This is a genomic window from Bacillus aquiflavi, assembly GCF_019915265.1.
Taxonomy (GTDB): Bacteria; Bacillota; Bacilli; order Bacillales; family Cytobacillaceae; genus Bacillus_BT; species Bacillus_BT aquiflavi.
In genome coordinates, this window is the sequence record NZ_CP082780.1 from 1,947,346 (window position 1) to 1,967,216 (window position 19,871).

Consider the following 19,871-nt stretch of genomic DNA (forward strand, 5'->3'; position numbering starts at 1 on the left):
AACTTATTTGATAATGATGGTAAATAAAACTACTGTTCCAAGAAAGATAACAGCAATGAACAAAACAAATGTATACTTAAATATTTTTAAAATTTTTTTCATAGTCTTAATTAATTTTTATCATATCACTAGCATTGCGTAAAATTAGTTAGAACTTTCTGTTAATATATTTCTTCGTTTTTGAATTAAAAAGACAAGACCTAAATAAAGGTGGTACTGTCCATTTGGTAACAATATACAGTTATCCCAGAGTTACAACAACAAGATTCTTTTACGGACTAGAGCGTTCATCAAACTTTCGTGTCCAAATATAAGAAGGTTTCCAAATTGCTCTCTTTAACCAGCGAGTGATTCGAAGTAAAGATTTACTACTTTTCATCTCTAATTGAATGAGAACATTTAGGCAATAGGTGATAAGGGCTAAGAAAATTTGGTTTTGAATCGCGGTCTCACTCATACGATAAAAATGCTTAATTTCTACGTGCTGCTTCAGCCATTTGAAAAATAGTTCAATGGCCCAACGAGAACGATAAATATCACTGATTTCTTCAGCACTTAAATCAAAGCGATTCGTGATTAAACGAAGGAAGTTTCCTTTTGTATCCTTGACTTCAAGAAGACGAAAGACATTTTCTGTTCGATTTTGTATGCTACCGATGTAAACCCTTTTGTCGGATTGTACAGGGCAATCATCCGAAATTGAAAAAGAATGAACTTCACGAATGACTGCATTTTTCTTCAGTCGTGATACGAAAAAATAACCTTCATCGGTCATCCGATCGAATCGTTCATAATCCACATAGCCACGATCAAACACGTACATAGCTTCTTTATCATCTACCAGAACTTCAAGCTGATTTCGGTCATGTTCTTTTGCCGTTGTAATGACAGCTTTTTCTGGATAAACAGCATTTTTATCCATGAATACAAGTCGTAAATGTAGTTTTACACCTGCTTTTGTTTGACGAAACTTCGCCCATTGATAGTTAGTTAAGTTGAGTGGTAGAGTACTCGAATCAATGATTTTTAGTGGCATTCTCTTTTCACTTTTCATGTGATAATGTTGAATTTTCCACACTAAATCCAAGAACATATGAGAAAGAATGAGCGGATTGATATTATTTTTCTTTCGTGATAACTGAGATGTACTAATTGATTCAAATCCGAGTATTTTCTGAAGATCTTCGTCTAAAAGGGCATCACTGATTTCTTCTAAGCTCTCATATTCATGAAGCTGGGCAAAAAGCAAAAACTTAATATAAGACTCCGTTGTAAACTTCTTTGTATAGTAGTCCTGTTTTTGTTCTTTAACAAGTTCAGAAAGCTTTTGAATATTTATTGGTGAAACCCATTTACCAAATGACATAATTAGTGTATTCTTGTCCATGATGTATTCCTTTACATTTGGATTTGGACAGGAACCACCTGTACTTCCATTGTAAAGGATTTTTTTTTTGTTTTACAATCACATTATTTTTAAAAATTCCTAGTATTTAAAATCATCTGAATATGTTAATGCAATGCTAGTGTTATCATATATTAAACTTTTTCTATGTTTCAAAACAAAGTTAGTAATTCAACTTCACAACTATTTGGTTTATTTGCTATTAATACCCCTCCCTCAAGCCTTAATGCTTACATTTTTATGCAAAAAACCCCCTTTTGATTAGACAATTTTTTTAACCTATCAAGAAGGGGATGTGTTTAATTAAAATTTATTTTTCTCATCATCACCGTATTCAGGGAAGCTTCTCGGTTTCTTTGATTTTTAGAATATTTATAGGAAAGTGTCGTTACAGTAGTTCACCTAATCATTAGATTGATTGATACATATAAATCCTTGATACGATTGGTATGATTGGAACTAGTTATATTATAATAGGCTATATCAATTTTGATTGGAGTGTGATTGGATGCAAACAAAAACAGTTTATCTTTATGTATTTAATACAATGTCAGACTAGGAATATGGATATTTAATTGCTGAGCTAAACTCGGAAGATATTTCAAAAAAGGTTTAGCACCTTTAAATGTAGTGACAGTAGGAGCTAATAAAGAAATGATTACTACGATGGGGGGACTGAGCATAAAACCAGATATTTCCCTTGATGAATGTACTCTTGAGCGTAAAGATCTTTTCATTTTACCTGGAGGGAAGATATGCATCAAACTATCCTGAAAAAAATTGGTGAAGCTTTAAAACTTGGCACTTGTTGCTGCAATTTGTGGTGCAACTGAGGCCCTCGCGAATTTTGGATACTTAGACTCTCGAAAGCCATACAAGCAATCATTTAGAGTATCTTAAAATGATCTGTCCTAATTATAAAGGAGAGATATTTCATGAAATGGGACCTGTAACATCTGATGAAAACTTAGTTACCGCATCAGGAATAGCTCCTCTTGAATTTGCAACCGAAGTTTTGAAAATCTTAGATGTATTTTCACCAGAAACATTACAATCATGGTTTAACCTGCATCAGACTCATCAACCTGAATACTTCTTTGAGTTAATGAATTCAATCAATAAATAGTAGTGAGATTGTTTATTTTCAAAATAAACAAAAAATTTTTTTAAATTACCTTAAAGGCACTTTCATAATCTTCAAGAATTAAGCGTAATTGTAAAATAACACTGTTAGAAATGATCAATCTTTGTTTTAAAATGCGTGGTTCTCTTCTATTTATAAAATCAATATTCTCAACAAACGTTTAATCAAACTTTTTTTAAACCAACACTCGAAGCTAAAATTAACTAATTTTAAGGAGGAGTAAGATGAATATTTACAAAGCAACAAAAGAGGATCTAAGCGGGGTTGCAAATTTATTTAATATGTACCGGGTATTTTATCAACAACCATCAAATGTACAAAAAGCTAGTCAATTTTTGTCTGAACGTTTTGAAAAAGAGGAGTCTGTTATTTTTGTCGCCGTTGAAAATGGAAATTATCTTGGATTCACTCAGCTCTATCCATCCTTTTCATCTGTGTCTTTAAAGAGGCTTTGGATTTTAAATGATTTGTTTGTTCATGAAAAAGCAAGGAAACGAGGTATCGGAAAAAAGCTACTAGCTGCTGCAAAAGAATATGCTGAAAAATCAGGAGCAAAAGGCTTAACTTTGCAAACTGCGAAAGATAATTTCTCCGCACAGAGATTATATGAAAACAACGGTTATAAACAAGATGCAGATTTTCTCTATTATGATTTAACATTATAGCTATACTTAATTGAGCAAGTAATTGCCAGCAATATAAAAATAAACTTCCATTGAAAAGAGATCTCCTTGCCAATGGAAGTTTCATCAATTCGTAAATGATAGTGCTGTTATAGCAGCCGTTCGATTTCTTTTTTTAGCTGCAACGGCTTCACTGTCGGGGCAAACCGATTTACAACTTGTCCATTTCGATCAAGTAAAAACTTTGTAAAGTTCCATTTAATAGATTTCGAACCGAAAATCCCCGGTGCTTCTTTCGTTAAATAGTGAAACAAAGGATGAGCTTTTTTACCTTTTACATTCACTTTCGAAAACAGTGGAAATTGAACTTGATAATTTTGCTGGCAAAACTGTTCGATGACTTCGTTGCGATAAGGCTCTTGATTCCCGAATTGATTAGATGGAAATGCAAGAATATTAAAGCCTTTTTCATGATATGCTTCATAAAGCTGTTGCAGTTCCTTATATTGAGGGGTAAAACCGCATTTACTCGCGGTATTTACGATAAGTAACACTTGCCCTTTGAAAGCTTTTAGGATAATTCGATCTCCACTTATTGTTTCGACTGAAAATTTATAAATTGACATGAAAGTCCCTTCTCTCTTAACGGGTTAATACATGATCAATTTGGCGGACAGTTTGAACCATGTAATCAATCATCACAACGAGATCGTCTATTTGTTCTTCGTATACAAGTCTGTTAAATAAAAGAGTTACTTCACATGTAGTGACGCTTTCTTCTTGAAGCTCGCTTATGAGCTTATATTTTATCGTTCTTTCAGCTCCCCAAATCACTTTAGCAATATGATCCAGCTCAATAAAGAACTCTTTGTCATCGTTCCATGGCAATAAAAACTGGACAATGATTTCACAGCCTGCTTTGGAAGACGACAGCACCTTGGGCAAAAGTTCAGAAGAAAGGTTTTCCAAACTAGCCTTCATTATCAGTATAACTGTTACAGCTGGTGCAAATGTCGTTTTAAAAGTGATTTTGTAAAACCTTGAAAGCTTTGCTAAATTCACAATATCATCACGATCAATAATCGCGATTTCATCAGCTAAATCACGGTCGTAAAGCGCTCCTTCTAGAACAACCTTCATATTTTCATAAGCAGTCGGATCAAACATGTACAATTCCTCGTTTAAAATAACCCAACTGCATGTCCATTCTCATCCACATCCATCTTTAAGGCAGCAGGCTCTTTCGGCAATCCTGGCATTGTCATGACATCACCTGTTAACGCTACGATAAACCCTGCACCGATTGACGGTTTCAACTCTCGAATAGTGATTGTGAAATTTGTTGGTCTGCCAACTTTTTTTGGATCGTCCGATAAAGAGTATTGAGTTTTTGCCATACAAACTGGAAGCGATCCCCAGCCGTATTGTTCAAACTCTGTTAACTGTTTTTTTGCTTTAGCGGAAAAGTCAACAGCTTTTGCTCCATAAACTTTTTTAGCAACTGTACAAATTTTTTCTTCTAATGAATTAGATAGCTCGTATAACGGATGAAAATCGGATTTCTGTCGCTTCATCATTTCAAGTAATTTTTCTGCCAACTCAACTCCGCCTTCTCCGCCTTTTTCCCATACTTCTGTAAGAGCAACTGACACATTTTGTTCACTGCACCAATCGATTAATGCTTTTATTTCTTCTTCTGTATCGGTTATAAAGCGATTAACAGCGACGACAAGCGGCAGTCCAAAGCTTTGGATCGTTTCAATATGCTTTTTTAAGTTTGCAAAGCCGGCAGTTAAAGCTGCAATATTTTCTGTTGTCAATTCAGACTTTTTCATTCCACCATGCATTTTTAAAGCACGAATCGTTGCGACGATCACAACTGCCTCTGGTTTAAAACCTGCACTTCGTGCTTTTATATGTAAAAATTTCTCAGCACCTAAATCTGCTCCAAATCCGGCCTCGGTTACAACGTAATCAGCTAACTTTGCAGCAGTAGTCGTAGCAATTACGCTGTTGCAGCCGTGGGCGATATTTGCAAATGGACCGCCATGAATAAGGGCTGGTGTATGTTCAAGTGTTTGAACTAAATTAGGTTTGACAGCATCTTTTAAAAGAAGGGTAAGAGTTCCCTCAACTCCTAAATCACCGACTGTTACAGGCTTTTTATTAATATTATAAGCAACTACAATTTCTTTAAGTCTCCTTTTTAAATCTTGTAAATCTTTTGCCAAGCATAAAACTGCCATAATTTCCGAAGCAACAGTAATATCAAAGCCATCCTCACGCGGAACACCTTGCATAGGGCCACCTAAGCCAACGATTACTTTCCGCAGAGCGCGATCATTTAAATCGACAGCACGCTTCCAAACAATCCGGCGCTGATCAATTTTTAAGCGATTTCCTTGTTGTAAATGATTATCAATTAATGCTGATAGAGCGTTGTTTGCTGTTGTAATCGCATGTAAATCCCCTGTAAAATGTAAATTAATATCTTCCATCGGTAAAACTTGAGAATAACCTCCGCCCGTAGCACCGCCTTTTATGCCCATTGTTGGACCTAACGAAGGCTCACGCATTGCAACCATTGCTTTTTTGCCTAGTCGATTTAACGCATCCGCCAATCCAACCGTAACAGTCGACTTTCCTTCTCCAGCTGGTGTTGGATTGATCGATGTTACAAGAATGATCTTTCCGTTCTCTTTTGTTTGCAGCTTTTTTATCGTGTGAGCAGAAATTTTTCCTTTATACTTTCCGTAAAGCTCTAGATCATCCTCTCCGAGACCAACCTTCGCAGCAACGTCAACAATCGGCTGCATCTTTGCTTCTTGTGCAATCTCTATATCTGTCTTAACTTTCGCTTTAAGTTCCACCAAAATCCCTCCATGATTGCATGATTAATGAAGTGATACAATTATATTGTAACACCTTATTTAAAAACTACTATAAAAAATCTGAGTTTCGTACGAGGAGCTATTGAGGATTTAAAATAAGGGGAGTTTTTTATTAGATTAAAATTTGATTTATGATTGTATTTCCATTCACCTTATCTACACCTTGTGCTCTCATTTATATCAAAAATCTTATCTCCAATAATAGTAGTATGATGATAAATCGACCTCATGTTGTTTTAGCTCTCATTATAGAAAAAATGAGAACAACTCAAATAAAACAATGAATTTTAACAATCCACACTTGAATAGTGAGTGAAGAACATAAAAAAATAAATTAATGGAATTAAAGTTGAAAAAATTTAACATTCATAATGAGACGAATCTATGATGTTTCTAATTATCTAGTTTAAAACGTTGATATAGCAAAGGAACGTCATTATAATATAAATAATTGAATTTTCGAACTGGGGGATGATCACTTGCCAATTAAAATACCGCAGCAATTGCCTGCTCGAGAAATTTTAGAAAAGGAAAATATTTTTATTATGGATGAAGATCGGGCAAAACAGCAAGACATTCGCCCACTTAATATTTTAATTTTAAATTTAATGCCTGAAAAAGAAAAAACAGAAACACAGCTCCTTCGTTTACTAGGCAATACACCTTTACAAGTAAACGTGAATTTTTTACGAACTGCTACACATGAATCAAAAAATACGAGCCGCTATCATTTAGAGCAATTTTATAAAACATATGCAGACGTAAAAGATCGGAAGTTTGATGGCATGATTATTACAGGTGCACCTATCGAGCATTTAAATTTTGAAGATGTGAATTATTGGGAAGAATTAATGACTATTATGAAATGGACGACAACAAATGTTACATCAACCCTGCATATTTGTTGGGGTGCTCAAGCAGCATTGTATTATCATTATGGAATCGGGAAATTTCCTTTGCCGCAAAAATGCTCAGGTGTGTTTACACATAAAGTGTTTGATCGAAAAGAAAAACTGCTTCGCGGTTTTGATGATCTATTTTTTGCTCCTCATTCCCGTTATACGGATGTATCAATTGATGATATTCATCGCTGTCAACAGCTAAAGTTGTTATCCGCTTCAGAAGAAGCTGGCCCGTTTATCATCGGCACAAAAGATGGCAAACAATTTATGATAACAGGACATCTTGAATATAGTGCTGAAACATTAGCGGAAGAATATCAACGTGATCAAAGCAAGGGACTTGATATTAATATTCCGGTAAATTATTTTCCCAATGATAATCCAAAAGAAAAGCCGATCAACAAATGGCGTTCTCATGCTCATTTATTATTTTCAAACTGGCTAAATTATTACGTTTATCAAGAAACACCTTACGAATGGGATTAATTTTATTGAGAAATACTTGTATTCTTGTTGGTTTTAACTGATACTCATTTCCAAATAATCTTTTAGAAAGCCAGTGGCTGGGACATAACTAAAACAATCAACTCTAAAAACGAACGATATGCTCATTCAGCGGAGAAAATATACGTAGACTCCTGCGGGAAAAGCAACAGCTGAAAATCCCGCAGGAAGCGGTTTTTGCTTCCGAGGAAGTTGAGGCGTTGCCCGCGGAAAGCGAAGTATATTTCCGGAGCGGGATATAAGCACTAACTATCTCATTGTTCGGATTTATCTTTGATTAAAATGGTTCTGTCCCGACCTCTGGTTCATTCATTTTCGATTTTTTAAAGCAAATACCCACATAAAGGATAACGCTTGCTTTAATTCATTAGTAAGTGTTTCAACTTGCGCACTTTCAACACCTTGTTTATAAACGCCGAATTCATCGATCTTTTCCCAACCGTTCTCTTCTGCTAGCTTTTCAAATTCCCACGGCATCATTGTGTTGCAAACAATTTTATTTCCATATAAACGTTGAAAGCTATTTAAACGCGGACCTGCAGTTGGACCTAAAATCCCGATAATTGCAAATTTTCCCGGCTTAACAATCCGTTTCATTTCATTTAACACAGTTAGCGGAGACTCAGTCCACTCAAGCGAATTGATCGCCATCACCCCATCGAATTCATCGTCTGAAAAACGCAGTGCAGAAATATTACCCGTTTCAAAGTGAATTGATGTACCTTGCACTCGTTCTTTTGCTCTTTCAATCATTTCTCGGGAAACATCGATTCCTGTAATATGATAACCTGCTTTCGCGAGTTTCCAGGCGCCATAACCATCCCCGCAACCAAAATCACAAAACTTTGCACCGCTTTTCAGATATTTCTCAATAAATGGGATAATATCCTTTCTGCTTCCCTTGTCCCACATATTCTTGCTTCTTGAACTCCATGAATCTACTTGTTTATCCCATTGTTTGGCAGTTTCCTCTAACCAATTAAATTGACCCATTTTCTCACCCTGCTTTAGCTTATATATTCACAATACTTAAATTTCGACTTAAATAGTCAATCTCCTGTTTATTTGTTACTAAAAATAGCGTTTATTCTGCTCTTTAACAAAACAGATATACAAACATGGGAAATTTGCTAACAAGAGAAACAAAGATATGAGGTGATGTGAATGAAGGGGATTTATGTGATTAGCATCTTATTTCCGACGATCATAACAATTTTTTTCGGCATGGTCATTTTTAATATTTTAGTGAAAAAGAAAAGCATCGTGAACTATTACACACCGTTTGATCACATTACTGGACAATCTACCGTTGAATTTCATGAAGAGAAAGAGGAGAAGGAAGAGCAAAATAAACAAGGGGATCTATAAAAAAAGAGTAAGGGCCATTTTTTAAAAGCCCTTACTCCATACAAACCTATGTAAAAAAACCGTTACCCCTCATTTTGCTTTTGAACCATACGCAATGCTTCGACCCTTTTAGGATCTTCTTCAAAAAACTGCACTAAATCGCCAATTCGATCAATAGCATCCCAGCTTAAATGGTGCTCGATTCCCTCTACATCGTCATAAATATTTTCCTTTTTTACACCGATTATTTCTAGCAGTTGTTCAAGCAATTCATGTCTAAAAACTAACCGCTTTCCGATCTTTTTACCTTTTGGAGTTAAGACAAGGCCTCGGTATTTTTCATAAATAAGATATTCGTCCTTATCAAGTTTCTGCACCATCTTTGTCACTGAGGAGGGATGGACTGACAACGCTTCCGCGATATCTGATACACGGGCATAGCCTTTTCCTTCAATTAATAAATAAATTTGTTCAATATAATCTTCCATACTTGGTGTAGGCATCCGTTACCCTCCAAAACAATAATTATTAAAAGTGTACTATATAATGGTACTAAGGACAAGGCAATCACGTTCATTTTCGTTATTTATCAATAACTTGTACCAACATGAAACTTTTAAATTCAGGATTATCGCTTCTCAACTAATTGTGCAAGCCACTCCGCTTCATGTTCAAACAATCGATCCGATTTTGATGTTTGAAGTGAATACAACAGTTTTTTAACTTCATCATGATCGCTCGCCACTCGATACAAAAAAGAAATCCCATACATTAATTCGCTTTTTGAAAACACACCACCGCCTCTCTGTTTTCTTGATATGATCGCCTTTACCCTTTTGAGAACGGTGTCGATATGTGTTAACTCCCCCAAACGGTCGATTGCTTTCATTGCATGATACTTAACTTCTGTCGAGCGATCATTTTTTAGCGCTTCGATAAACAGAGGAATATGCGCTGCATTTCCAAAGTCGCCAGCAAATCTAATCACTAGACTTCGGACTTTTGCGTTTGTAGAGATAATATGTCCTAACACTTCAGAAAGCAGTTCACCCATACGAAGCTCACTTAATGTCCTGATCGTATAGATCTTATCGCAATCATTTTTTGAATTGCGAATCAGTTCAAGCAGCCGCTCCTTTACATGCTCTGGCTGACAACGAGCCAGCACTTGGATTGCTTTTTGCCGAATGTCATTGTTCTGCGATTTAGACAAAGCGAGAAACGGTTCAGCATCCGGAATTTTCGGAACGTATGTAAAGAACCCTAACATGCTAGACTTGGTGCGCATATCCGTCGTTAATAAAAATTCGTCCAGCATGATACGAACAGCCACCATATTTCCCGTATTTTTTGCCAATTGGCTCAATAAAAAGCATGCATTTTTTCGTGTTTCAGCATCTTGTGATTCCCTCACCATCTCTGCAGTTACACTAATCAAGCTGGAATGATCGAGCCGTTCCGCTTCCCGCATCGCCTTCCAGGAAACTTGTTCCTTAGAATTCTTTACCTCCCTTCCTTCCTCGTCCGTATTAATTGTCATTCTGTATAGCAAGTCGCAAACATACTCCTTGTAATCGTTCATCTTCATTCCCCCTACACAAAATTCCATTTAAGGAAATGATCATAACATAAAACAACGATCTTGTCTTATAAAATTTTATGAATCTATTATTTAACGTATAAAAGAACGCTCATTATTAGCTAGTGCATCTTCTAACCATCGCGGATGCATATTTAATAAGTCTGAAGGTAAGTCTGTTATCGGAAAAAATTTAACATCTAGTGATTCTGAACTGTTGCATTTTAGCTCCCCTCCTATTATTTCGGCTAAAAAACACGTCGTAACAAAATGAACAGTTCTCCCATTTGGATATTTAAAAATTTGTGAGTTTGGCTCAGAATAGACGCCAATTAGTTTTACAATGCGAATATTTAAGTTTAATTCTTCTTTCATTTCCCGTATTGCCGCTTGTGCAATCGTTTCCCCCGGCTCTACATGTCCCGAAGGAATTCCCCATAAACCTACATCTGAACGTTTTTGTAATAACACTGTCTCCTCTTTATCGATCATGATGACAGCAACACCTGGTCTAATTTCATCAATCTTGACCATCCATCATTACCCCCTTTAAAAAATAAAAAAATCCGAGGGATAGACATCAGCGCATCATAAATACGCTGAACCTTTCCCCTCGGACCTTTTATGTCAATAGGTGCCTTTTACATAGTGTAAAAGATGTAGCCCTCGGTCACAGTCCCATTCATAGATGGCGGAACCCTAGCCACAGTTTTCCAGTTCATTATTGTATATCATACATTAAACGATAAATAATTTCAAAGGAAATAAATAACAATGATGAGACTTGCAAACTGCCATTTTATTTCATATAAGATTTAACAGCTGGCGGCTCATATATGCTAAATTTATCTATTAATGTTTTAGGATTCGAATCTAGAATAGCTAAAGAGCGATATTTTTCTTGTAAAAACTGCTGTTCAACCATATGGTCCAACATATGAATAAGTGGATGATAATAATTATTAATATTAAGAAGCCCTAGCGGCTTTTTATGTAAACCGATTTGTGCCCATGTAAAAATTTCAAAAAATTCTTCTAATGTTCCTGGACCACCAGGTAATGCAATAAATCCATCTGCTAAATCTGCCATTTTTGCTTTTCTTTCATGCATTGTATTTACTGTATGTAACTCGGTCAAATGTTGATGAGCAATTTCACGTTCCTCTAACAGTTTAGGAATTACCCCGATTACGTTTCCGCCTTCCTTTAACACCGTATCAGCCACTGTCCCCATCATCCCTACACTAGCACCGCCATAAACTAACGTAATATTACGCTCCGCCAATTGTTTTCCTAACTGAACAGCACCCTCTTTATACGCTTCTGTCGCTCCATTACTTGAACCACAAAAAACCGCTAATCGTTTCACAATCATACCTCCACGAAAAAGATTCATTTAACTATTATATATGTTTTTGCGATAACCTAAAAGTGGGTTTTTTACATTTTGCTTTCACCGTTTCTTTTTGTTTAGTCACTGTCTGGGGGCTCATCCAATTGCGGAAGAAAATTCTATATTCATTCAGAATTTTTTTCGAGGTTTTACCTGATCCATCAAGAAGAAAGAGAAATTTCCTAAATACTGATTGAAAATTCGAGACTCGCTCGCAGCATGAAGCGGAAACGAGTAGAACATAACGTGTTCATAAGCCTGCAAAAGTGCAAGCTACAAAAAATGCGGGCGTTTGTCAACAGTCTGGAGGGGCATTTCAAATTAGCCCCTTATTCCGCCTTTGTATTTAATGGTTTTAATTTTGCTTCTATTTGTTCTCGTTTCGGTTCGAGAAATGGAGGCAATGAAAGTGTTTCACCTAAATGATTTATATGTTCATCTACTTCAAATCCTGGACCATCGTTCGATATTTCAAACAGAATCCCGTTTGGTTCTCTGAAATAAAGTGAATGAAAGTAAAAACGATCAATTATTCCAGTGTTCTCAATCTTTGCTACATTTATTCGATTCGTCCACTCATGTAATTCGTCTTCAGTTTCGACACGAAATGCAACATGATGTACACTGCCACGTCCAGGGCGTTCAAGCGGAAGATCCGTTCTTTTTTCTAGATGAATTTCAGCACCTGTTCCTCCGTCACCAGTTTCAAACACTAAAATATCAGGTTGACTGCCTGATTCAGATGAATATTGTCCTTTTTTGCGAAAGCCCATTACATCTGTTAAAAGACCTGCAGTAAGCTCCGCATCGCGTACAGTTAATTTAACAGGTCCTAATCCAATGATTCCATATTCTTTCGGAATAGAGCTCTTTTCCCACGGAATTCCACCTTGAACTCCCTCATTTTTTTCATCTGACACTAAAATTAAGCGCTGACCTTCAAAATCTTTAAAGGCTAAAGTTGATCGACCTGCCCGATTTTTAATCTCTTCATGCGCAATTTTTAATTTTTCGAAGCGTTGTTTCCAATAAACTAAAGCCTGATCATTTGGTACACGAAGCGAAATAGCAGAAATGCTATTCGTGCCTTCGTCATTTTGTGGAGCCAGCGGATATTCAATAAATGTTAATTCTGTGCCAGGACTACCTTTCCTATCACCATAAAACAAATGATAGACAGAAGAGTCTTCTTGACTGACAGATTTTTTTACTAATCGAAGACCTAAGACATTAGTAAAAAAATGATAATTTTCATCAGCTTTTGCCGTTAATGCTGATACGTGATGAATACCTTTTAATTCCACATCGATTACCTCCTATCTTTTTTAATGGCATATTCACCTAACCGTACGATGTATATTAATACATAAACAGAAATATTCATTGCTTAAATAAACGAGGGATGATGTATACAATTTTCAAATGATGTCCTGAGTAATATCTAATCGATGAATAAAACTATTAAATAACCCTAAAAGGAAAACCGAGGAATTGAAACTAAGAGGAAGACAGCATAACTAGGAGTGCTAGCTACGCTGTAGATTTGTTTAGTTTTTTTTAAGTTCCATAAATAAATTAGTATCAGAAATTTGCTTGAATCCAAATTTTTCATATAATTGATGAGCATCTTTCGTAGCTAACATCGCTCTTCTAATATGATTTAACTCCGGATGTTCAATAATATTTTTTATCAACTTTTTAGACAATCCTATTCCTCTATAATCTGGTAGGATGAATACATCAGCTAAATATGCAAACGTAGATAAATCAGAAATAACTCTAGCAAACCCAATTTGTTCTAATTGATCATCACTAACTTTATAAACACCAAAACATAGAGCACTATGATCAATAGACTTTTGGACGATTTCCTTTGTTATTCCTTTAGCCCAATAAGAATGAAAACAAAGAAAGTGATGGATCACGTCTATATTTAACTGTTTTTTATCTGATGACACAATATAAGAATCTTTCATGATAACACCTCCGTTTTTGATCATAATATTTTTTAAAAATAAAGGAAACCCCTTGATTATAAAATCATAGAGTTTCAACTTAAGAAGCTTACTTTATAAAAATTAATATATAAGGAGGTTGAGCAACAAATGGAGAAGTCATTTAAATAGCTGTCATTTTATCTTTATGATTTTTTAAAGTATGATTGATCCAATCAATAAATTGCTATAAATCTTTATGTAATTTTCATTTCAGAAAAAGCAGTGCCAAATCCCCCCTGAGCTTACTTGAATTAAGTCAACTTGTTTTCTATTAAAAACAGAGGAATACAGAGGATTCTGTTACATTTCGCTTAATTAAGATAAAAGATCTTTTTTTATTTATTAGAAATCGGTGGCAATTCGGACGATAACATTATTTAACCATATACCAATGGTACGATTATAAGATTTTTTCTCAAACACCTACAAATAACAACTATTGTTTTCACCAGAAAAATCCTCCCTATCTATTCATAAATAATCAAGCTAAGCATAATTTTTCTCATTTTATTAAAAATAAGTAGAACGATAGAACTATGAAAACGTTTATAAAAAATTTTAAAAGAAAGAATTTAATAGACGAATTAACTAAATCAAACTGTAAATTTAAAATATTTTTGCTTAAATATGGTTTTTTTACTTTTTTTGTTTTAAAGTATAGAAGAATATTTTATTCACGAATAATTCGGAGGTGTTTTTTTATGTTCAAGATTGAGCAAATTTCAGTTTATCATCCTTCTACTAAACGAGACAACAATTATTATATTGAGCACTTTAGCCAAAAAGGGAAAAATGTAACACCAGTACTTGAAAAAACCGGCCGGAAAACACGCTATATTATTGAAAACACAGGAGAAAATAGCTTAACAATGGCTATTAAAGCCGCTAAAAAAGCCTTATCAGCTGCTCATATTATGGCAAAAGACATCGATTTAATTATTTTCACCTCTTCAACTCCAGAATATTTATCTCCAACTAATGCATTGATGATTCAAAAAGCAATTGAAGGGAAAGAAGATACCCTTTGTTTTGACTTGAATGGGAACTGTATAGGTATGTTCATTGCTCTTGAACAAGCAACTAGAACCTTGCAAACGAACCCAAAAATGAAAAGAGCAATGATTATCGGTTCTGACTTCCTTAATCTGTTAGCATATCCTGAACATTTAATAACTTATTCAATTTTTGGAGATGCCGCAGTTGCAATGATTATTGAGAAAGATATCTCATGCCTTAGCGGGATGATAGATGTTGCTTATGAAACAAATGGAGATTTTAAAGAGGAGATCGTCTATCCTGCACATGGCATGGCTAAATCTCTGCGACAACAAGCTGAGCATGATTATTTATACTGGGGACACTTTAGCGGTAGAGACAGTTTAAAGTTTGCAGAGAAATCAATTCGAGCTATGTTAAACAAGCATGGCCTATTACTTGATGACATTAAGGCATTTTGTTTATCTCAATTTACTTTAGCCAATATTAAATTAATTCAAGAAAGCCTTCATTTACAAGACAAGCAGATCGTTTACATTGGAGATCAGTATGGTTACACAGGAACTAGCAGTCCGTTTCTCGCACTATATACCGCTATTGAAGCTAAACAAATTCAACGTGGAGATTACATCGTATTTTGGACTTTAGGCTCTGGTTACCAAACAGGTACATTGCTCTGGCGATATTAATTTATTCAAAAAATGAAATATTCAAACTGAAATAATATGAGGAAAAAAAATTGGTGATATAATGTTGATAGCTAAAAACCTCAATGCTCTTAATCATGCATAAGCATAAGCATTAGTCTTTATCTCGAAAGTATGATCTTTAGTAATGTACATATGATAATATTTTTAGTAAATCAATTAATAACTCCTAATAGTAAAAGCGCCAAATAATAGACGTATTTGCTAATACGTGATATTGTTTGACGCTTATCTGATATAAACAAAATGTGAAATAATTTAATTAAGGAAGTTGACCAACAAATGGGAAAATCATTAATTTTATTATGTGGATGACAAGAGTCAAGCAATATCCAATCTTGAGTAAAAGGTGTATTAATCCTTATTAGATAAGAGAAAGGGACTATACGTATGATTGGCTTTTAACGAGAAAGAGTCGAACAAATGAAAGGTTCTTAGAAGATCATTTCTTCACCTAGAATTTGGAGGGTGTTCAAGTTTGATATTTGATATGACTGATTATAATAGCAACATTAGGTCTCTAGCAGAATTTTTAGATTTAACTAAAGAAGAAATACAAGAGTTTGTTTTTGAAAGCACAGATGTAATGGATTTCTGAAGCTTTTAATATTGAAGATGAAAAGCTGTTGGACAAGGACGTAGAATTAGTTAGCCTCCATAGTACTACCAGTATTGATAATTGCCAGTCAATTAAAGAGAAAGGAATAATTAACCTACAGGATACTGTATCACAAGAAACCCAATTACGGACTTATTTATTCAAATTAATATTGACAAAAAGTGCATTTTATTTAAAGGGAATAAATTGGACATAGGTAAGAAAACTAATGGTTTTTATTTAAGTGAGGAAGATGAATATAGAAATCGTGTAATTCGAAAACTTTATGATGACTTTCAAGTTAATGGATTTTTTCATCATGAAAATATACTCACATACGGCGGTTATACTAAGGATAGACCGGAGATACTTTGGGATTTGGCGAATTTTTTGCAGGATGAAAAGATTGAGCAAGATTGGGTTAAAGAAAAAAACAAAAAACATCATGTAATAAAATTTAAGCAACCTTTGAATTACTATAAATGGTTCACATTTGAGGTTGAATATGAGGATAATGATTATGGAATTACGAAAGACCCTTTAGAGTACTTACCTAGTAAGACAATTGAAGCTAAGGTAAAGAAATGGGTAATTCAGTACTCACTTTATATTCTTAAGGACGGCATATACGGGGTACCGTCAGGAAAATGCGGATTTACAACGTTAAGTATATTTGTTTTGGTTAATCATTCTTACTCAATCAAATACAACTAGAACAAACGAATTAATGATACTAAAGACATGATACATTTTAGATAAATATTATTTTCTGACTATTCATTTAATTATGTATATATGATATATTTGGAAAAAAGCAGGGGGGTGATAGAATGTTAGTAAAATCATTTGCAAAAGAAGAAAAGAAACTTGCTGTAGAAACTTGCTATGACTTTGACTAATAGGCAATAAAACTTTATAAGGTTTGATGTCCTTTATTCATCATTCCTTATAAAGTTCTCTTTAGGAGGAGAACAAAATGGATATATTGCAAGTTAATGACAAAAAGTATATCTTTAATCATTATGTAATGAATCATATAGAGAAATTTAGATATCCCTTAGAAGCGAATCATATTTTTTTTAGGGGTATTTCCAAAAAGTTATTAAAATATATATTTTATATCTATTATAATAATAATTGTAAACAAGATAGGTATTTCTATCTGGGTATTATTTTATATTTGCAGTCTAGACATGAATATCCAGATTGCTTGGAAGAACTTTTGGATTTTTTTGTATCGCAATTTTTAAATGATAAAGAAGGTTTGTTAATATACTTAAAACATAGAGAAGGTTTTTATTTTTACTACATTGAAGATAATAACTGTAAAAAATATATTTTTTTAATAAGAATTCGGAGGCAAAGGAGTTTTCACTAAGTAGGGATGTCAGATTATTATATGAAATTTAAATGGCTATACATATATTACTTAGTTTGTATTTTAACAAAAGGACTAGCCTATTCATACGCTACCACAAAAATAATATTACTTAGTGAAATAAATATTTTTTTGATTTTACTTCTAAGCTTAGTAGTAGAATTTATTGTCTTTATCGAAGTTTCATATTTAAAAATAATATCAAACGCTAGTATAAAGAGTATTAGTTTCGGTGGTTCATTTTTATTATTACTTCTAATCATAGTTGAGTTTAATAATGATGTGGTGCATTTAATCGTTCATTTTACATTTATAACATTTTTATTTTCTAATTTATTATTAAAGTTAGAATCTAATATTTTGAATACATCTAATAATTATAAAATGGGTTTAACAAATATCACAGTACTTAATAATCTTTCTAAACTCTTAGGCTTTTCTATGGGAGCAATATTCTATAACTTAAGTATAGAGGCCTTTGCGCTTTTTATAATTTTCATATTATTATTTTCCTCACTATTCAAAATTCCTAATAAAAATTTAAAAGAAAAAGAGAATGAAGTTTTTGAACTAGATTATATCAAGAAAAACAAATTAGCTGACAAACAGTATTTACTAATTCTAGCATTGTTAGGTTCAATCACTGTTTATTGGATTCCGGTATTTGTTGATGTTTTAGAAAAGGAAAACTTATTGAGGTACTCTTTTATAATATTTCTTCTACCGGGAATTTTTTCAATTAGTTTTTTATCTATTATTAAGAAAAAACCTCAATTTCTCTTAAAAAAGTACGATTTATATTTTTATTTTTTTTTTTTATTTTTTTTTTTTGTTAGTTTCTATTTTAACTTTATCTTCTTATCCTTTTTTCTAATAAACCTTATTTTTATTTTAAGCATAAGTATTTCTATAGATATTCGTGCAGTTTTCTTAAAATTAAATTCTCACGCAGATAAAAAGTATCTATTACAGTTATTTAAGGTGACACCTTCATTCATGATTTTTGCTTTTACTTTATTATCATTTAGTACGAAACATACACCAGAAATTACTTTAGGTTTAAATGCCCTAGCAGTTTTAATCTATTCCGTAAAAAAGGAGAAAGCACATGAACATGAATATTAAGATAGGTTTATGTTATAGAAATTGGTTACATGAGAAGTACTTAAACCAAATACTAGACATCGTAGATATAATTGAAATAATGCCTGATATAACTGATGTTGAGGAAATTAAATTAATTAAAAAGAGTTGCGAAGAAAAGAATATTGACTTGAGTATTCATTCACTCCGTTCAAATATAGGTTCTGTTGAAGGAATACATAAAGATGAAACAGATAAATACTTTTTTGTTAATTATTATTGTGACTCAGTATATTTTTCCGATCACATGGCATTTTCTCATATTCTAGGTAATTACTTATCATCAGTAAACCAATTGATTTACAATGAAGAAAACATCAGAGTAGTCCAAAAAAATATTGCTCAATTAGAACATAAATTTAGTGATACTCCTGTATTAATTGAAAATATAACTCAAAATAATTTAAGAAAGGATAGTACGATGAGAGAATCAGATTTTTGGCATTCTGTTTTTCAGAATCTTGGATCTAATGTTGGGATAATGTTGGATATTACTAATATGTAGGTTACCTCAAAAAACAATAACATTGATTTCTTTTCCTATATTAAAGGCTTTCCACTACATAAAGTAGAATGTATACATTTATCTGGTTATGAAATAATGGAAAATAACAGGTTGCAAGATTCTCACTTAAGTGATATAGATGAAAATATCTTTGCAATACTTAGAGAAATTTTACCGCAAACAAATGCTAAATATGTTTTATTAGAAAGAGATTTTAATGTTTTTAATTTTAATGATATATCAAATGAAATAGCTAAAATAAAAGAAGCAGTTAACACTAGTGTATTGCTATAAGGTGCTCTGCCAGCAAACAGTATTTACAACGTTAAGAATATTTCAATATAAAAATCCCAATCTCCTAGTAATATAAGTTAGAGATGGGTTTTTTATTTATTCAACAAACTTTAGCTACATACAGAATTTTTTTTCACCGTATTTATCGTATTTTTTGATACAAAATGTCTGAATTATAACCTCGAAAAAATATATTCAATAGTTTTCAATATATAGATTTTTTTTTCTTTTGAATTAGAACTACTTTCTATGTAGAGCAACTCTAACGGCTTTAGAGTAGAGCCAAAGTGAAGTGTTGCTTGCAATTGACTGTAATGCTCGATTCTAAGTATTCGTATTATATAGAAAAATTGTACTTGCGTAGGGGAGCCGTATGTTATTATTGGTTGCCTCTGAAAACGACAGCTTCATCCTTTAAGACCAATCCTACCTACTGATACTCCATGTCAAGTCCTTAATAAATAT

At 33.4% G+C, this 19,871-nt stretch carries 18 protein-coding genes and 2 pseudogenes; 9 read left to right on the plus strand and 11 right to left on the minus strand.

What is annotated here, in order from left to right; genetic code table 11:
• Nucleotides 1-271 precede the first annotated feature (271 nt).
• Nucleotides 272-1,387: an IS4 family transposase gene (locus K6959_RS09330; protein ID WP_223086327.1), complete on the minus strand. Its 1,116-nt coding sequence runs from the start codon at nt 1,385-1,387 to the stop codon at nt 272-274.
• A gap of 592 nt (nt 1,388-1,979) precedes the next feature.
• Between K6959_RS09330 and K6959_RS09335 the strand changes: the two are divergent.
• Both K6959_RS09335 and K6959_RS09340 read left to right on the plus strand, forming a co-directional pair.
• Nucleotides 1,980-2,531, plus strand: a pseudogene (locus K6959_RS09335) (DJ-1/PfpI family protein).
• Nucleotides 2,532-2,773: 242 nt separating this feature from the next.
• Nucleotides 2,774-3,214 (plus strand): GNAT family N-acetyltransferase, encoded by a 441-nt coding sequence (locus tag K6959_RS09340; protein WP_163243511.1) that lies wholly within the window; start codon nt 2,774-2,776, stop codon nt 3,212-3,214.
• A 107-nt stretch (nt 3,215-3,321) separates the two neighbouring features.
• Here K6959_RS09340 and K6959_RS09345 read toward each other — a convergent pair whose 3' ends face one another.
• From K6959_RS09345 to K6959_RS09355, 3 genes are read right to left on the minus strand one after another with little or no spacing between them, the layout of a single operon-like run.
• The gene (locus K6959_RS09345; protein WP_223086328.1) at nt 3,322-3,798 is read right to left on the minus strand and encodes a glutathione peroxidase; all 477 of its coding nucleotides are present in this window, start codon (nt 3,796-3,798) and stop codon (nt 3,322-3,324) included.
• Between the two features lie 16 nt (nt 3,799-3,814).
• Nucleotides 3,815-4,339: a hypothetical protein gene (locus K6959_RS09350; RefSeq protein WP_163243509.1), complete on the minus strand. Its 525-nt coding sequence runs from the start codon at nt 4,337-4,339 to the stop codon at nt 3,815-3,817.
• A 14-nt stretch (nt 4,340-4,353) separates the two neighbouring features.
• Entirely contained in the window at nt 4,354-6,042 is a 1,689-nt protein-coding gene (locus tag K6959_RS09355; RefSeq protein WP_163243508.1) for a formate--tetrahydrofolate ligase, read from the minus strand.
• A gap of 500 nt (nt 6,043-6,542) precedes the next feature.
• Between K6959_RS09355 and metA the strand changes: the two genes are divergently transcribed.
• Nucleotides 6,543-7,451: a homoserine O-acetyltransferase MetA gene (gene metA, locus K6959_RS09360; protein WP_163243507.1), complete on the plus strand. Its 909-nt coding sequence runs from the start codon at nt 6,543-6,545 to the stop codon at nt 7,449-7,451.
• Nucleotides 7,452-7,778: 327 nt separating this feature from the next.
• Here metA and K6959_RS09365 read toward each other — a convergent pair whose 3' ends face one another.
• Nucleotides 7,779-8,462, minus strand: a complete 684-nt coding sequence (locus K6959_RS09365; protein WP_163240058.1) for a class I SAM-dependent methyltransferase — start codon at nt 8,460-8,462, stop codon at nt 7,779-7,781.
• Between the two features lie 171 nt (nt 8,463-8,633).
• Between K6959_RS09365 and K6959_RS09370 the strand changes: the two genes are divergently transcribed.
• Nucleotides 8,634-8,837: a DUF3951 domain-containing protein gene (locus K6959_RS09370; RefSeq protein WP_163240056.1), complete on the plus strand. Its 204-nt coding sequence runs from the start codon at nt 8,634-8,636 to the stop codon at nt 8,835-8,837.
• Nucleotides 8,838-8,899: 62 nt separating this feature from the next.
• Here the strand turns inward: K6959_RS09370 and mntR are convergent, their stop codons facing one another.
• The 6 genes from mntR to K6959_RS09400 all read right to left on the minus strand — a co-directional run bounded on the left by mntR (nt 8,900) and on the right by K6959_RS09400 (nt 13,764).
• A complete protein-coding gene (mntR, locus tag K6959_RS09375; RefSeq protein ID WP_163240054.1) occupies nt 8,900-9,319 on the minus strand; it encodes a transcriptional regulator MntR in 420 nt (139 codons plus the stop codon).
• Between the two features lie 125 nt (nt 9,320-9,444).
• Nucleotides 9,445-10,398: a HEAT repeat domain-containing protein gene (locus K6959_RS09380; protein WP_223086330.1), complete on the minus strand. Its 954-nt coding sequence runs from the start codon at nt 10,396-10,398 to the stop codon at nt 9,445-9,447.
• A gap of 90 nt (nt 10,399-10,488) precedes the next feature.
• Nucleotides 10,489-10,929 (minus strand): NUDIX domain-containing protein, encoded by a 441-nt coding sequence (locus K6959_RS09385; protein ID WP_163240050.1) that lies wholly within the window; start codon nt 10,927-10,929, stop codon nt 10,489-10,491.
• 265 nt (nt 10,930-11,194) lie between these two features.
• The gene (locus K6959_RS09390) at nt 11,195-11,764 is read right to left on the minus strand and encodes an LOG family protein (RefSeq protein WP_163240048.1); all 570 of its coding nucleotides are present in this window, start codon (nt 11,762-11,764) and stop codon (nt 11,195-11,197) included.
• Nucleotides 11,765-12,117: 353 nt separating this feature from the next.
• Nucleotides 12,118-13,092 carry a ring-cleaving dioxygenase gene (locus K6959_RS09395; RefSeq protein WP_223086331.1) on the minus strand — a complete coding sequence of 325 codons (975 nt, stop codon included), beginning with the start codon at nt 13,090-13,092 and terminating at the stop codon, nt 12,118-12,120.
• A gap of 243 nt (nt 13,093-13,335) precedes the next feature.
• The gene (locus K6959_RS09400) at nt 13,336-13,764 is read right to left on the minus strand and encodes a GNAT family N-acetyltransferase (RefSeq protein ID WP_163240044.1); all 429 of its coding nucleotides are present in this window, start codon (nt 13,762-13,764) and stop codon (nt 13,336-13,338) included.
• A 722-nt stretch (nt 13,765-14,486) separates the two neighbouring features.
• Between K6959_RS09400 and K6959_RS09405 the strand changes: the two genes are divergently transcribed.
• From K6959_RS09405 to K6959_RS19120, 5 genes and pseudogenes are all read left to right on the plus strand, one after another.
• Nucleotides 14,487-15,470, plus strand: a complete 984-nt coding sequence (locus tag K6959_RS09405; protein ID WP_223086333.1) for a 3-oxoacyl-[acyl-carrier-protein] synthase III C-terminal domain-containing protein — start codon at nt 14,487-14,489, stop codon at nt 15,468-15,470.
• Nucleotides 15,471-16,293: 823 nt separating this feature from the next.
• Nucleotides 16,294-16,800: a hypothetical protein gene (locus K6959_RS09410; protein WP_223086334.1), complete on the plus strand. Its 507-nt coding sequence runs from the start codon at nt 16,294-16,296 to the stop codon at nt 16,798-16,800.
• Between the two features lie 262 nt (nt 16,801-17,062).
• Entirely contained in the window at nt 17,063-17,464 is a 402-nt protein-coding gene (locus K6959_RS09415) for a hypothetical protein (protein ID WP_223086336.1), read from the plus strand.
• A gap of 21 nt (nt 17,465-17,485) precedes the next feature.
• A complete protein-coding gene (locus K6959_RS09420; protein ID WP_223086337.1) occupies nt 17,486-18,589 on the plus strand; it encodes a hypothetical protein in 1,104 nt (367 codons plus the stop codon).
• Nucleotides 18,579-19,406, plus strand: a pseudogene (locus K6959_RS19120) (multinuclear nonheme iron-dependent oxidase). Before K6959_RS09420 ends, K6959_RS19120 begins: the two are co-directional and overlap by 11 nt.
• Nucleotides 19,407-19,871 lie beyond the last annotated feature (465 nt).